12 protein-coding genes are annotated in these 15609 nt (G+C 62.5%); 3 read left to right on the top strand and 9 right to left on the bottom strand.

The features are described from left to right. Window positions 1-72 precede the first annotated feature (72 nt). From RRF55_RS09495 to nasR, 6 genes are all read right to left on the bottom strand, one after another. Window positions 73-2673: a nitrate reductase gene (locus RRF55_RS09495; RefSeq protein WP_032415127.1), complete on the bottom strand. Its 2601-nt coding sequence runs from the start codon at window positions 2671-2673 to the stop codon at window positions 73-75. Further along, window positions 2673-6740: a nitrite reductase large subunit NirB gene (nirB, locus tag RRF55_RS09490; protein WP_077254435.1), complete on the bottom strand. Its 4068-nt coding sequence runs from the start codon at window positions 6738-6740 to the stop codon at window positions 2673-2675. The genes RRF55_RS09495 and nirB overlap by 1 nt, the downstream gene beginning before the upstream one ends. Before the next feature lie 10 nt (window positions 6741-6750). Next, the gene (locus RRF55_RS09485; protein WP_004145418.1) at window positions 6751-7539 is read right to left on the bottom strand and encodes an ABC transporter ATP-binding protein; all 789 of its coding nucleotides are present in this window, start codon (window positions 7537-7539) and stop codon (window positions 6751-6753) included. Window positions 7540-7548: 9 nt separating this feature from the next. Then, entirely contained in the window at window positions 7549-8433 is an 885-nt protein-coding gene (gene ntrB, locus RRF55_RS09480) for a nitrate ABC transporter permease (RefSeq protein WP_004152255.1), read from the bottom strand. A gap of 1 nt (window position 8434) precedes the next feature. Then, the gene (locus RRF55_RS09475) at window positions 8435-9691 is read right to left on the bottom strand and encodes a CmpA/NrtA family ABC transporter substrate-binding protein (RefSeq protein WP_004175561.1); all 1257 of its coding nucleotides are present in this window, start codon (window positions 9689-9691) and stop codon (window positions 8435-8437) included. A gap of 242 nt (window positions 9692-9933) precedes the next feature. Beyond that, on the bottom strand, window positions 9934-11115 hold the full coding sequence (gene nasR, locus RRF55_RS09470; RefSeq protein ID WP_032415128.1) for a nitrate regulatory protein NasR: 1182 nt from the start codon (window positions 11113-11115) through the stop codon (window positions 9934-9936). 67 nt (window positions 11116-11182) lie between these two features. Here nasR and RRF55_RS09465 point away from each other — a divergent pair, with 67 nt between their 5' ends. Then, window positions 11183-11536, top strand: coding sequence for a DsrE/DsrF/TusD sulfur relay family protein (locus tag RRF55_RS09465; protein WP_002910380.1), 354 nt, complete (start codon window positions 11183-11185; stop codon window positions 11534-11536). A 237-nt stretch (window positions 11537-11773) separates the two neighbouring features. Next, a complete protein-coding gene (locus RRF55_RS09460; protein WP_002910387.1) occupies window positions 11774-12016 on the top strand; it encodes a DUF1883 domain-containing protein in 243 nt (80 codons plus the stop codon). A 217-nt stretch (window positions 12017-12233) separates the two neighbouring features. On the opposite strand, the gene RRF55_RS09455 is transcribed toward RRF55_RS09460, so the two are convergent. Further along, window positions 12234-12914, bottom strand: a complete 681-nt coding sequence (locus RRF55_RS09455; protein WP_023280258.1) for a gamma-glutamylcyclotransferase — start codon at window positions 12912-12914, stop codon at window positions 12234-12236. 136 nt (window positions 12915-13050) lie between these two features. After that, entirely contained in the window at window positions 13051-13281 is a 231-nt protein-coding gene (gene chaB / locus RRF55_RS09450) for a putative cation transport regulator ChaB (protein ID WP_002910389.1), read from the bottom strand. Window positions 13282-13544: 263 nt separating this feature from the next. On the opposite strand from chaB, the gene chaA reads away from it, so the two are divergent. Then, the gene (chaA, locus tag RRF55_RS09445) at window positions 13545-14645 is read left to right on the top strand and encodes a sodium-potassium/proton antiporter ChaA (RefSeq protein ID WP_002910392.1); all 1101 of its coding nucleotides are present in this window, start codon (window positions 13545-13547) and stop codon (window positions 14643-14645) included. A gap of 86 nt (window positions 14646-14731) precedes the next feature. On the opposite strand, the gene kdsA is transcribed toward chaA, so the two are convergent. After that, window positions 14732-15586, bottom strand: coding sequence for a 3-deoxy-8-phosphooctulonate synthase (kdsA, locus tag RRF55_RS09440; protein ID WP_002910393.1), 855 nt, complete (start codon window positions 15584-15586; stop codon window positions 14732-14734). Window positions 15587-15609: the final 23 nt, after the last annotated feature.

Here is a 15609-nt window from a genome sequence, read left to right as displayed (position 1 = left end):
GCAATTCCAGGAATAAGCTGAAACCGGTTGGGTAAGGTGCCGCCCAACCGGAGGCGTCGCTGCGCGCCACCGTTACGCCCGGGTTCGTTGCGCCGCCAGCAGCGCGTTGAGCTCCGGCACGCAAGAGCCGCAGTTGGTCCCGCATTTCAGCTTCCCACCCAGCGCCCCGACGCTGGCGCAGCCGCTGGCGATGGCCTCGTTAATTGACCATTCCCCCACCCCAAAGCAGCTGCAGACGATCCGCCCCCGCGGCGCGACTGCGGCGCCCGGTCGGCCGCTAAGCAAGGCATGTCGTTGGGCAGCATCGGACGGCGGCGCGGCAAAGGCAGCGCTTATCCATGCGCAATCCACCGCCGGCTCGCGCGCATCGCTCCACCAGCCGAGCATCAGCCTTCCCTGATGCCAGGCCAGCAGGTTCCACACCGCGCCGCCGTCAGCCACCTGTAACTGCCAGCCGCGCCGGGCGCACCACGCGCTGAGCCACTGTCGGGCAGATGCCTCCCCGGCCAGCGAGTAGTGCAGCACGCCTGGCGCCGCCCGCCGCCGCCAGTGCCAGGTCGCAGGAAATGGTAGCGGTTCGCGGCAAAAAAGCTCGCTGTGCCAGGCCGGTTGCCAGGCGGCAATCGCCACCGCCGCCTGTTTACTTTCCGGCTGGCCGGAATACGGGTCCGTGACGGCGGCCAGCAGGTTATTCACCCGCCCCTGACGGGCAAACTGGTTGTTCCAGTGCATCGGAACAAACAGCGAGCCGGGGCGCTGCCCTTCGCTGATCGCCACTTTCGCCACCATCACCCCATGCCGCGACCAGATCCGCGCCAGCCCGTCAGCGGGAAGCTGATAGCGAACGGCATCCTGCGGCGCCACCTCCACCATTGGCTCCGCGATATGCTGCATCAGCCGCGGCACTGCGCCGGTACGGGTCATGGTGTGCCACTGATCGCGGATCCGCCCGCTGTTGAGGATCAGCGGATAAAAGGCATCGGTTGTCGCCCGGGTCGGTTGAGGCGTCACCGGCACCATCCGCAGCCTGCCATCGCCATGCCAGCCGCGCGTGATATCCCAGGCGGCCTCGCTGCGGCTGACCGGCCAGCGCACAGGCGGCATGGCGTCCCACGCCTCACGGCTGAGATCCGCCAGCGCGCCGATATCAAACGCCCGCTGGCCGTCGTTTTCGAAACCGGACAGCGCCGCATGCTCGCGGAAGACGTCATGCGGATGCTGCCAGGCAAACGCCTCGCGATACCCCAGCGCCTGGCCCACTCTGGCGATGATCCACCAGTCCGCTTTCGCCTCCCCCGGCGGCGGCAGAAAGCTGCGCTGACGGGATATCCGCCGCTCCGAGTTGGTGACCGTGCCATTCTTCTCGCCCCAGGCCAGCGCTGGAAAGCGGATGTGGGCGAAACGTCCGGTATCGGTCTGGGCGGCGACATCTGAGACGATCACCAGCGGACAGGCGGCCAGCGCCTGGCTCACCGCGTGGCTGTCAGGGAGCGACACCACCGGGTTGGTACCCATGATCCAGACCGCTTTGACCTCGCCGCGGCCAATGGCGGCAAACAGCTCCACGGCGGTCAGCCCGGGGGTCTGCGCCAGCCGTTCCGTCCCCCAGAAGCGGGCCAGCCGCTGCAGATCGTCTGGCACAAAATCCATGTGCGCCGCCAGCATCGTCGCCAGCCCGCCGACTTCGCGGCCGCCCATGGCGTTGGGTTGACCGGTCAGCGAAAAGGGGCCGCAGCCGCGGCGGCCATACTTCCCGCTGGCCAGATGGACGTTGATGATGGCGTTACATTTGTCGCTGCCGCTGGCGGATTGATTGATTCCCATGGTGTAGAGGGTGATCGCCCGCGGGGCGGCGATGAACTCGCGATAGAATCCCGCCACCTCATCGGCAGGCAGACCGCAAAAGGCCGCCACCCTCGCCACGTCCCAGCCGCGGGCGGCGGCCAGCGCCTGCGGGCCGTCGCGAAAGCCATCGACGCAGGCTCCTGCCTCAGCCAGGGCGTTAAGCAGCCCCACAAACAACCCGCCGTCGCTTCCCGGGGCCAGCGCCAGATGGCGGTCGGCGATCTCGCAGGTAGCGGTGCGTCGGGGGTCGATCGCCACGATCCGCAATCGGGGATTATCCCGCTTCGCCTGCGCCAGCCGCTGGAACAGCACCGGATGCGCCCAAGCGGCGTTCGAGCCGACCAGCACCACCAGATCGCTGTTTTCCACATCATCGTAGCTGCAGGGCACCACGTCGGCGCCAAAGGCCCGCTTGTAGCCAGTGACCGCTGACGACATGCACAGCCGTGAATTGGTATCGATGTTCGCCGCGCCGATAAACCCTTTCATCAGCTTATTGGCGGCATAGTAATCCTCGGTTAACAGCTGGCCGGAGGCGTAAAAGGCCACCGCTTGCGGTCCGTGCTGGTCGATGATCTGTCGCAGGCGCGCAGCGGTTTCCGCCAGCGCCTGAGGCCAGGCTACCTGCTGGCCGTCGACCTCCGGCGTCAGCAGCCGCCCCGCCAGGCCCGTGGTCTCCCCTAAGGCGGCCCCTTTGACGCACAGACGGCCGAGGTTCGCCGGGTGCTGATCGTCGCCACGCACGCTCACCTGCCCCGCGTCGTCCACGCTCGCCAGCACCCCGCAGCCTACGCCGCAGTAGGGGCAGGTCGTTCGGATGGTATTCATCAGGAGGCCTCCGCGCGGGCCAGCAGCTGCTGGTTACCCACCCACACTTTGCCGTTTTCTACTTTCACCGGCCAGGCGCGTACCGCCTGTTCGTCGCCGTCGCACGGCCAGCCGTCGCGCAGGCGTATCCGCTGTTTGTACAGCGGGGAGATCACCACCGGCTCGCCGCCGACGTCCCCTAACAGCCCACGCGACAGCACGTTGGCCGCGCTGCCCGGCTCGCGGTTGTCGAGGGCGTAGACCCGCTCGCCGAAGCGGAACAGGGCAATCTGCCGCTCCCCTAAGCGGGCGCCGATCCCCGCCTGCGCCGGAATGGCGTCAAGGTCGCATACCGCCTGCCACGGTCGGGATGGGAGTTCGCCTTCGGGCAACGTCTCAGTCAGCAGCGGCTGCGGCTGACCGCGCAGATCGCGGCGCTGCACAGCCTCGTCGGGCTGGTCGCTATTAACGAAGGAGCGGAACAGCGCCAGACGCTGCGGATCGTTGAGGGTGGTCTGCCACTCGCACTGGTAGCTGTCGACGATCCGGGCCATCTCCTGCTCCAGCTCCTCGCCAATGCCAAGACTATCCTCCAGCACCACCTGCCGCAGATAGGTGACGCCGCCCTCCAGGTTATCCATCCAGGTGCTGGTTCGCTGCAGGCGATCGGCGGTACGGATATAGAACATCAGCAGACGATCGATGCTGCGGATCAACGTCGCTTCGTCGAGATCGCTGGCAAACAGGTCGGCGTGACGCGGTTTCATCCCGCCGTTGCCGCAGACGTACAGATTCCAGCCTTTGTCGGTGGCAATCACCCCGATATCTTTCCCCTGGGCTTCAGCGCATTCGCGGGTGCAGCCGGAGACCGCCATCTTGATTTTGTGCGGGGCGCGTAGCCCTTTATAGCGATGCTCGAGCCGTACCGCGAGCCCGGTGGAGTCTTGCACGCCGTAGCGACACCAGGTTGAGCCGACGCAGGATTTCACCGTGCGCAGCGACTTGCCGTAGGCGTGGCCGGTTTCAAACCCGGCGTCGGCCAGCTCGCGCCAGATAGCCGGCAGCTGTTCCAGCCGCGCGCCAAACAGGTCGATGCGCTGGCCGCCGGTCACTTTGCTGTAGAGCTGGTAACGTTTGGCGATCTGCCCGATGGCGATCAGTCCGTCCGGCGTCACTTCCCCTGCCGCCATCCGCGGCACCACCGAATAGCTCCCGTCCTTCTGGATATTGGCGAAATAGCGGTCGTTGGTATCCTGCAGCGGCAGGTGCGCCGGCTTCAGCAGGTACTCGTTCCAGCAGGAGGCCAGCACCGAGGCCACCAGCGGTTTGCAGACATCGCAGCCGTGCCCCTGGCCGTAGCGGCTAATCAACTGCTCGAAGGTATGGATATGGTTAACCCGCACCAGGTGGTAGATCTCCTGGCGCGACCACGGGAAATGTTCGCAGACGTCTTTTTTCACTTCGACGCCCTGCTCCGCCAGCTGATACTCCATCACCTGTTTCACCAGCGCGCTGCAGCCGCCGCAGCCGGTAGCCGCTCTGGTGCAGCTTTTTATCGCCGACATATCCCTCGCCCCATTGTTCACCGCCTGGCAGATATCGCCTTTGCTGACGTTATGGCAGGAGCAGATCGGCGCGCTGTCCGGCAGCGCCGCGACGCCGAGCGCCTTCGGCGCGGCTCCCTCCAGCGCGGGCAGGATCAGACTCTCCGGACGCGGCGGCAGCGCCATGCCGTTCAGCATCATCTGCAGCAGCGTGGCATAGTCGCTGGCATCCCCCACCAGCACGCCGCCAAGCAGGGCTTTGCCGTCCTGACTGACGACGATTTTTTTGTAAATCTGCTGCGGACCGTCGGTCCATTGATAGCTCTGACAGCCCGGCGTGCGCCCCTGCGCATCGCCAAACGAGGCCACGTCGACCCCCAGCAGCTTCAGTTTGGTGCTCATGTCGGCGCCGCTAAAGCAGGCGTCCTCTCCTGCGAGAGTAGCCGCGGCGATGCGCGCCATCTGATAGCCCGGCGCCACCAGACCGTAAATTTTATTGTCCCACAGGGCGCATTCGCCTATCGCCAGCACGTCCGGGTCAGAGGTGCGGCACTGGCCGTCGATGTGAATTCCCCCGCGTTCGCCCACCTGCAGTGCGCAGCCGCGGGCCAGCGCGTCCTGCGGGCGGATCCCCGCCGAGAAGACCACCATGTCGGTCCGCAACGCGCCGCCGTCGGCAAAGTTCAGCCGCAGGCCGTCGGCCTCGCGCACGATGGCGGTGGTCGCTTTGCTGGTATGCACCCCCACGCCGAGGGCGACAATCTTCTCCCGGAGCATCGCCGCCCCGCCGTTATCCAGCTGGACGGCCATCAGGTTCGGGGCAAACTCCACCACCTGCGTCTCCAGCCCCAGCTGTTTCAGGGCGTTGGCCGCCTCCAGCCCGAGCAGCCCGCCGCCGATAACCACCCCGCTCTTCGCCGCGGCGGCATGGGCGGCGATACGGTCGAGATCGTCAAGAGTGCGGTAGACAAAGCACCCCGCGAGATCGTTACCGGGGATTGGCGGAACAAAGGGATACGAGCCGGTCGCCAGCACCAGTTTATCCCAGTGGATTTCATGCCCCTCGGCGTCCCGTACCAGCCGTGCTTCGCGGTCGATGGTCGCCACCGCCTCGCCGAGGCGGAGTTCAATACCATGTTCAATAAAGAAGTCCCCGGCCGCCAGCGACAGCGACTCGGCGCTGCGTCCGGCAAAATACTCGGAGAGATGTACCCGGTCGTAGGCGGGATAACGCTCTTCGCCAAACACCACGATTCGATATTGCTGATGCAGATTGCGGCTCACGCATTGCTCGAGAAAATGGTGGCCGACCATGCCATGTCCCACCAGCACTAATACAGGTTTCGTCATCGTCATTATTCCTGCAGCCTGCGGCTGCGTTGAAGAGGGGTCAAAAAGCCAGTCCACGGTGACAGGCTCATCGCTTTCCAGGCGCGCGGTAAGCGCGGCGGCGGCGGTGCAGTCGCCCATCAGCAGCACGCCGCGCAGGCGGCCATCGCGCAGCAGCAGGCGACGATAGTGGCGGTCGATGGGGTCCCAGCTGGTATAAATGTCATCCTGTTCGCCGGGCTGCTGCTCGCCAGCGCTAAAGAGTTCAATGCCGGTGACCTTCAGGCGGGTCCCGGCATCCTGCCAGACAAAGCCCTCGCCGGGGGCGCCGCACAGGCGATCCGCCAGCACCTCGGCCTGACGCAGGCAGGGAGCCACCAGCCCCCAGGTCTGGCCGTCAATTTCGCAACATTCGCCGATGGCGCTGATCCCCGGCAGCGAGGAGGCCATCTGACGGTCGACCACGATCCCCCGCTGGCACAGCACGCCGGACTGCGCCGCCAGACGGCTGTCGGGCTGCACGCCGGTAGCCAGCACCACTCTGGCGGCGCGGAATACGCGCCCGTCCGCCAGCCGCACGCCATCGGCGTCGATGGCGGCGATGCGGCACTCCAGCACGCAGCGAATGCCGCGCGCTTCAAGCTGCTGCCTGAGCTCATCGGCGGCAAAAGCGTCGGTCAGCGGCGCCATTAATCCGCTGCCGCGATGCAGAAGAGTGACCTCTCCGCCGTGACGACGCAGCGCCGCCGCCGCTTCCACCCCCAGCACCCCGCCGCCAATCACCACCGCCGGGCCGGGTATCGCCAGAATACGTTCCACGTCCGCCAGGGTGCGGAAGGGCATAACCTGCGGACGATCAATGCCCGGCAGCGGCGGGATAAAGGGCCGCGAACCGGTGGCGAACACCAGTTCATCCCACGGCAGCCAGGTTTCCGCGATGCGCAGCCGCCGTTGCTGAATATCGACTTCATCGACCGCCTCGCCAGACCGCAGGCACACCCCGTGCCGGGTATACCACTCCGCCGGCAGCAACGGGATCTGCGCCGCCGTTTTTTCACCTGCCAGCAGCGGCGAGAGCTGAATGCGGTTATAGGCCGGGTGCGGCTCGTCGCCGACGACGGTAATGGCAAACCGCGCGGGGTCGCGCTCAACCAGCCGCTGCACCAGCCGGGTGGCCGCCATGCCGTTACCGATCACCACCAGTCGCCGCGTCATGACCGCCTCCTTACGCCGCTTTCGGCTGTTTTTCATACAGGAAATGGAGGATCTGCTGGCGCAGATGGTGATACCGGCTGTCGTCCGCCAGCTGAACGCGGTGGCGCGGACGCGGCAGATCGACCGCGAGGATCTCGCCGACCGTCGCCGCCGGACCGTTGGTCATCATCAGCACCCGATCCGAGAGCAGCACCGCTTCATCAACGTCGTGGGTGATCATGACGATGGTGGTATTGAGCTCCTGCTGGATATGCATCACCGTGTCCTGGAGGTGGGCGCGGGTCAGCGCATCCAGGGCGCCGAAGGGCTCATCAAGCAGCAACACTTTCGGCTTCATCGCCAGCGCCCGGGCGATACCCACCCGCTGCTTCATGCCGCCGGAGATCTCCCCGGGACGTTTGTGCAGCGCATGACCCATCTGTACGCGCGCCAGGTTGTGTTCGATCCACTCCCGGCGCTCACTCTTGCTCATGGTGCGACGGAACACCTGATCCACCGCCAGCGCCACATTGTCGAAACAGCTCAGCCACGGCAGCAGCGAGTGGTTCTGGAAAACCACCGCCCGCTCCGGCCCGGGACCGGCGATTTCCCGGTTATCACACAGTAGTCCGCCCTCGGTAGGGGTGGTGATCCCGGCGATCAGGTTTAGCAGGGTCGATTTTCCGCAACCCGAGTGGCCGATCAGGCTAATGGTCTCCCCTTCGACGATATCGAAGGAGACATTCTGCAGCGCCAGGAACTCGCCGCTGGCGGTGTTGAAGCGTTGGCTGACGGCCTGCACCTGAATTAATGGTTTCATGTTGGCTCCTTATTTTTCCTGCCAGCTAAAGCGGCGAGCGAGCAGCATCAGGCCCTGCTCCAGCAGCAGGCCGACGACGCCGATAATGACGATGGCGATGATGATGTTTTCCACATTGAGGTTGTTCCACTCGTTCCAGATCCAGAAGCCGATCCCCAGCCCGCCGGTAAGCATTTCCGCCGCCACGATCACCAGCCAGGCGATGCCGATGGAGAGGCGCACGCCGGTAAGCACCGCCGGCAGCACCGCCGGAAAGAGGATTTTGCGCATCACCGTCCACTCCGAGAGCTGGAGGACGCGGGCGACGTTGAGATAGTCCTGCGGGATCCGCCGCACACCCTCCGCGGTGTTGATCACCATCGGCCAGATGGAGCAGATAAAAATGGTCCAGCTGGAAGCCGGCTCCGCCTTCTGGAACAGCAGCAGGCCAATCGGCAGCCAGGCCAGCGGGCTGACCGGGCGCAGCAGAGCAATCAGCGGATTAAACATGCGGGCGAAGAACAGCGAACGGCCGATCAAAAACCCCAGCGGAATGCCCGCCAGCGCCGCCAGGCCGAAGCCCACCGCCACGCGCTGCAGGGAGGCCAGCACGTTCCAGCCGATGCCCATGTCATTGGGCCCGTCCTGATAGAACGGATCGGCAAACAGGGTCAGCGCCGAGTCCAGCGTGCTCAGCGGCGTGGGAAAGCCTTTGCTATGCATCGCCGCCAGCTGCCAGGCCAGCAGCAGCACACCCAGCCCCAACAGCGGGGGCAGCAGGCGCTGGGTGAGCTCACGCAGCCAGCGCGTGACGGTCGGCGTGGTGCGCCGGACCTGCACCGGCGGCAGGATAATCACTTCGCCAGGCGCGTTGTCCACGCTGACGACCGGTTGCTTACGTTGTGCCTGCTTCATCTCATGCCCCCTTACGTTGAATAGAGAAATGACGGGCGTAGCCTTCCGGGTCGGACCCGTTCCAGACCGTCCCGTCCATTAGTGTGCTGCTGCGCATCCTGGCTGCCGGCGCGCTGATCCCTCCTACCGCCTGGGCGGCAGCCTGCCAGACATCGATGCGGTTAATGCGCGACGCCACCGCGAGGTAATCCGGAGCCTGCTTCAGCAACCCCCAGCGGCGGAACTGGGTGAGGAACCACATCCCGTCCGACAGCCACGGGAAACTCACCTCGCCCCCGGCCCAGAAGCGCATCGGATGGGCATCCTGCCAGCGGCGGCCAAGGCCGTTGTCATACTCTCCAAGCATCCGGCCGGTGAGGTATTGCTCCTTGGTATTGAGCCAGCCGCGTCTGGCGAGCAGGCGGGCCGTCTCCCGGGTGTTCTCCGGCGAGGCGGCGATCCAGCGCTGCGCCTCCATCAGGGCCGCCACCAGCGCGCGGGCGGTGTTCGGGTTGCGTTCCACCCAGTCGCGACGGGTGCCCAGCACCTTTTCCGGATGCTCGGGCCAGATATCCTGGGAAGTGGCCGCGGTGAAGCCGATACGGTCGTTAATAGCGCGGGCGTTCCACGGCTCGCCGACACAAAAGCCGCTCATATTGCCGATGCGCATGTTCATCACCATCTGCGGCGGCGGCACCACGACGGTGCGCACATCGTTGAAGGGATCGATGCCGGCGCTCGCCAGCCAGTAGTAAAGCCACATGGCATGGGTGCCGGTAGGAAAGGTATGGGCGAAGGTGTAACTGCCCGGCGCGCTGCGGTCGATCAGCCGCTTCAGCCCGCCGAGGTCGGTCACCCCTTTCTCCTGCAGCTCGCTGGAGAGGGTAATCGCCTGCCCATTGCGGTTGAGGGTCATCAAATTGGCCATCGCCTGCGGCTTGCTGGCGATCCCCAGTTCGAGGCCGTACAGCAGGCCATAGAGAATATGCGCCGCGTCGAGCTCGCCGGCCACCAGCTTGTCGCGCACCGCCGCCCAGCTGGCTTCCTTACTCGCCACCAGGGTGATGCCATATTTTTGGTCAAACCCCTTCGCCGCGGCGATGGCCAGCGGCGCGCAATCGGTCAGCGGAATAAATCCGACCCGCACGCGGGTTTGCTCCGGTTTGTCCGAGCCGCCGGCCCAGGCGGCCTGCATCACGCCCGGCAGCAGCATCGCGCCGCCCAGCGCGGCCCCTGCCTGCAGCAAGCGCCGCCGGGAAATTGAAAATTTGTCGCCCATATCCGCTCCACCATGCGCAAAAAAAAAGCGCCCGACAGTGCATACGCACTGCAGGACGCCTTTATCCACGGGCCCCCGAACCGCCATTGGTTCGTTGCCCGGACTTTTATTCACTTAATAAGTAATGCAAACGGGATGCCAGCTTTGGCAATAGCGCGCTGGCGGGCTTTTTCCCAACGCTGGCCGGTTTTTCACCTAAAAGTGCACCGCCGGCAGGCAAAGAATGCCCATCGATTGTGCATCTACTCCTTTGGTGTTAGCGGCCAAATCGCCTTCACCATCAGCAGCGCGCGGGCTATCTCAACCATGCGCTGATTTTTGTCCATGGCCATCTTGCGCAGCGTCTGCCAGGCCTGCTCCTCCTGCATTCCCTGGTGCGTCATCAGCAGACTTTTCGCTTTTTCGATCAGCTTGCGCTCTTCGAGCGCGTCTTTCAGCGAGGCCAGCTGGCTGGAGAGCTGCTGCAGCTCATAGGCCTGCTGGCGCACCAGCGGCAGTAGCTGTTTATCGAGCCGTAGCGTCACGCTATCGTCTTCCTCTCCGGCCTGCCAGCCAGGCGCGTCGTCTGCTAACAGCGCGTCGGTGGCATCCAGCAGATCGTCGATCAGTTGCTCTTCCACTTCGCGCAGTTGCTCAAGCCGTTGGGTTTGCAGACCAAACCAGCGCAGCGCCGTTTCCCCGCCGTCGGCAGCCGGCTGGCGGGTACAGGCGATCCGCCGCAGCTGTTCAATATCCAGACCGGCGTGGCACTGGGTTCTGAACAACTGGACGGTCGCCGGGCTGCCCAGCGCCTGAAAGCTGTCGAAGCAGGGCTGCTGACCGTCAATACGGTCCACCAGCTGCTGGCGCAGGCTGTCGCTGAACTCGCCGCGGGTAAAGCCCAATGCTCCCAGCGCGCGCTCCTGGCCCACCAGCTCTTTTCCCTGCATAAAGCTGTACAGGGCGACCATCCGACCAGCCACCGGCGGATCGTCAATGCTGTCATTGAGCTGCGGGGCGATGTTCAGCAGATGGCGGATGACGCGGCTGAACTGCTCCGTCGCGGCTTCAGCGGCAATTTGCCGGCGGCCGATCTGCGCGCGTAGCGCCGGGAGCTGCGCCAGCTCGTCAACCGCTCTGGCGATACGCCAGCACAGCGCGCTGCCGGCTACCGCGCGCGCCCGTTCGAGGCTGGCATAAAACAGGGCTAGCCGCTCGTCAACCAGCGCCCCTCCCGCCCGACACTCCGCTGTATACAGCAAGCCGCCCGAGCAAAGATAGATATTTGACGCCCCGCGCTCACACTGCAGCATATGCACCAGCGCGCTGAGCTGGCTGGCCAGTTCCCCCAGTTGGCTAAACTGCTGAAGCTGTTGTTTTTGCAGGCGACGCGCCAGCTGCAGCCAGGCCGTCGCATCGTGCGCATGACCAGTCGTATTATTCATACCCCTCCTCCGGGTTAACGCTTTATACTGCCTAAAGCAATAACCGTGCCTTTAAGAAGGAGTTTGTATGCAACGTATTGTGATCATCGCCAACGGCGCCGCCTACGGCAGCGAATCCCTGTTCAACAGCCTGCGCCTGGCCATTGCCCTGCGCGAGCAGCAGTCCGACCTCGATCTCAAGCTGTTTCTGATGTCCGACGCCGTCACCGCCGGGCTGCGGGGGCAGAAGCCGGCAGAAGGGTATAATGTGCAGCAGATGCTGGAGATCCTCACCGCCCAGCAGGTTCCCGTGAAGCTGTGTAAAACCTGCGCGGACGGCCGCGGGGTCAGCGCACTGCCGCTGGTTGACGGCGTGGAGGTTGGCACTCTCGTTGAGCTGGCCCAGTGGACCCTGGCGGCAGATAAAGTGCTGACCTTCTGAATCTGGGGCGCCAAACGGCAGGAAATATCAGGTTTCGCCGCCTGCAGAGGTAAAAAAAACGTTAGCTGAATGCTTTCAGGAACAACGTCATTTTTGTTTAATCTTTATCCCTTTTTTTGATCAAAATCAGCATCCCGACCCGCGCCGTTTGGTGTGATGCACAGAGCAAAGTGTGAACAATATCACGCGAGGACTGGGTGGGCAGGATGCTGTAGCGGGACAGAAACGGGGTATAAAATGGCGATGGTTAAAGCAAGTTTGACGTTATTTGGTGGTGACACGCTGGTGGTGCGGTGCTCAGAGCGCTGCCATATTCATCTGATGAGCGCGAAGGTCCCGGGCGACAGTCATGCGGATATTCTGAGCGTGCAGGATCGGGACAGCGCCTATCTGACGGTGCCCTACAGCGGCACCTGGAACGTGCTTATCGACAGTCACAGCCAGTCGCTGGAGCACTCCATCAGCTACGTGCCGGCCTGACCGTCACTGCCAGAACACACGCCCGGTCATGCCGGGCGTGGGATTCATGACAAACCTCATGCAATCATTGTACTTGCAGATTGCACCAGAAAAATAACAAGGAAAATCAATTTATTGATTTTCGGCTGATAACCACCAGTAAGGAAAAACCACGCTTTTTCCTTACTGGTCAGCAATCGGACGCCCGGTCATGCCGGGCGTTTTCTTTTGCGCGCGCTCAGGCCAGGCCCGGCGTCGGACTCTCGCCCAACAGCGCGCGGACGCTGGCCACCAGGTCATCGAGACTGGCATCGTGCATGCCCAGCTTGCGCAGCGCCTGCTCAAGCGAAAACAGATACTGGGCGTTGGTGCCGAGCGGCCCGCTGGCCCGGGCGATCAGCGGGGCGATAACCTTGGCACTGGTATCCGGTTCAAACAGTGGATGGCGCGGATCCATAATAAACACCAGGGCATTCACCGTCCGTCCGTCGTCCAGCTCCAGCTTGCACCAGGTGGGCAGATAGCAGCCGGTGATCATCTCCCGCTTCCACAGCAGGGTCAGCTCCTCCTCCAGCGTGTCGTCAGGCAGACGATAGGCGACGCCGGTGGTTCGGCCGCCCTCTTTGAGAGCCAGCATGCGTCCCGGCTGGCAGGCACTACCGCGCCCGGCGGTCAACCGCAGGCAAAACGCGCGGTGCCAGCCCGGCAGCGTGCCGGTGCAGGACTCGCGATAATTGAGCGCCGGGTTCCAGATAAGCGAACCGTAGCCAAAGATCCATACTGAGCCATCATCCGGGCGGCAGGCCAGCGTCGCCGCCAGCGAGGCTGCACGTTGTTCTGCCGACCAGAGTAGCGATTCCTCAATAGCGCCAAACGCTGTCTTACAATCCGCATTCATTAAGAAATCACGAGTTAACACTGTTTACTACCTCCGCCACTGCCCGCTTCCCGGCGTTCGTCTCATGCATCCGTCAATATTGCTGAAATATTATCCAGCTTTATCTTTCAATAAGCAATCAGCGGGGCGCTGGCAAGCGAAAAAGCGGCGTCAGCGATTATTTTTTCTTATGCCACTTATCATCATCGCCTTTCTCATAGCTGTTCTTCACCGCCGCCCAGGCGACTTTGTGCGCCGTCTCTTCGCGGCTGGCGTCATCGCGCCGCTCGTCTTTATCTTTATATTGATCCCAGGCGCTGTTAAACGCTTCTTTATAAATTTCCTGCGCATGGGCAGGCAGTACATGCTGAACGCTGTCGGGGAGTTCTTGTTTACTGCGATAGGGCATACTGACCTCCTGTTTGAGCATTAAGTTTAAGTCTGGTACGCAGTCGGCTGGCTATCAAGGTTAAAATGAGTAGAAAAATTATTTTAGTAATTATCTGAATAATAAGAACTAAATATAAGTAAACATAAATTATAATAAACTAATCAAGATATCCCTCGATACCCGTAAATTTAAGTAAAAAACCAGCGGTAATTTAGCAAGATCTGTTACTTTACCGCCCTACGTTTTTATAATTATAACACCTGCATAAATGGAGATGGTTCATGACCCATGCACATGAGGCGGTAAAAACCCGCCATAAGGAGTCTTCCCTCGTCTTTCCGGTGCTGGCGCTGGCGGTGCTGTTTTTCTGGGGCAGCAGCCAGTCACTGCCAGTGGTTATCGCGATCAATATCCTCGCGCTGGTCGGCATTTTGAGCAGCGCCTTCAGCGTGGTCCGCCACGCCGACGTCCTCGCCCACCGCCTGGGCGAACCCTATGGCTCCCTGATTTTAAGCCTGTCGGTGGTTATCCTTGAGGTCAGTTTGATCTCTGCCTTAATGGCCACCGGCGACGCCGCGCCGACCTTGATGCGGGATACCCTCTACTCCATTATTATGATCGTCACCGGCGGTCTGGTCGGTTTCTCTCTGCTGCTGGGCGGGCGTAAATTCGCCACCCAATATATGAATCTGTTCGGCATTAAGCAGTATCTTATCGCCCTGTTTCCGCTAGCGATTATCGTGCTGGTCTTTCCGATGGCGCTGCCGGGCGCGAACTTCAGCACCGGGCAATCGCTGCTGGTGGCGGTAATTTCGGCGGCCATGTACGGCGTTTTCCTGCTTATTCAGACCAAAACCCATCAGAGCCTGTTTGTTTATGAGCATGAAGACGACAGCGACGATGACGACCCGCACCACGGTAAACCGTCCGCCCACAGCAGCGGGTGGCATACCGCCTGGCTGCTGGTGCACCTGGTGGCAGTGATCGCGGTTACCAAAATGAACGCTAACCCGCTGGAAACGCTGTTGACCAGCATGAATGCCCCGGTGGCCTTTACCGGCTTCCTGGTGGCTCTGCTGATCCTGTCGCCGGAAGGCCTTGGCGCCCTGAAAGCGGTGCTCAACAATCAGGTTCAGCGGGCGATGAATCTGTTTTTCGGCTCCGTGCTGGCCACCATCTCGCTGACGGTCCCGGTGGTCACCCTCATCGCCTTCCTGACCGGCAATGAGCTGCGCTTTGGCCTTGGCGCCCCGGAGATGGTGGTGATGGTCGCCTCGCTGGTGCTGTGCCATATCTCCTTCTCCACCGGACGCACCAATGTGCTGAACGGCGCGGCCCACATGGCGCTGTTCGCCGCCTATCTGATGACCATTTTCGCCTGACCCCGTTTTCCCACCCGGCGGAGTCCGGGCGAAAAAAAGCCTGCCGGTTTTGACGCCGGCAGGCTTTTTTACTGATGCAGTCAGGCTTACTTGCTGGTATCCAGCTCGTCGAAGCTTTTCACCAGATCGTCAATCGCTTTCATCTGTTTGAGGAACGGCTCCAGTTTATCCAGCGGCAGCGCGGACGGGCCGTCGCATTTCGCGTGGTCCGGATCCGGATGCGCTTCAATAAACAGACCGGCGATACCTACCGCCATACCGGCGCGGGCCAGCTCGCTCACCTGCGCACGACGACCGCCGGAGGCTGCGCCAAACGGGTCGCGGCACTGCAGCGCGTGGGTGACGTCGAAAATGACCGGCGAGTTGTTGGAGGCTTTCTTCATCACGCCGAAGCCGAGCATATCCACGACCAGGTTGTCGTAACCGAAGTTAGCGCCGCGGTCGCAGAGGATTACTTTGTCGTTACCCCCTTCGATAAACTTATCGACGATGTTGCCCATCTGACCCGGGCTGACGAACTGCGGCTTCTTGACGTTGATCACCGCCCCGGTCTTCGCCATCGCTTCCACCAGGTCAGTCTGGCGCGCGAGGAAAGCCGGAAGCTGGATCACGTCCACCACGTCAGCTACCGGCTGCGCCTGGCTGGCTTCATGAACGTCGGTGATGATTTTCACGCCAAAGGTCTGCTTCAGCTCCTGGAAAATCTTCATCCCTTCTTCCAGACCCGGCCCACGATAGGAGTGGATGGAGGAACGGTTGGCTTTATCAAAGGAGGCTTTGAAGACGTAGGGAATACCAAGCTTCTGCGTAACGGTGACATAATGTTCGCAGATACGCATCGCCAGGTCGCGCGACTCCAGCACGTTCATCCCGCCGAACAGCACGAACGGCAGGTCGTTCGCTACGTTGATATCACCAATGCTAACCACTTTTTGTTTCATAAGTTCGCCTTATCAGGGTGTAA

The organism is Klebsiella sp. K47 (assembly GCF_051858335.1).
In the GTDB taxonomy this organism is placed as follows: Bacteria; Pseudomonadota; Gammaproteobacteria; order Enterobacterales; family Enterobacteriaceae; genus Klebsiella; species Klebsiella pneumoniae.
Note: the sequence above shows the minus strand (reverse complement) of the source record. Positions and strands in the feature narration are given on the sequence as shown.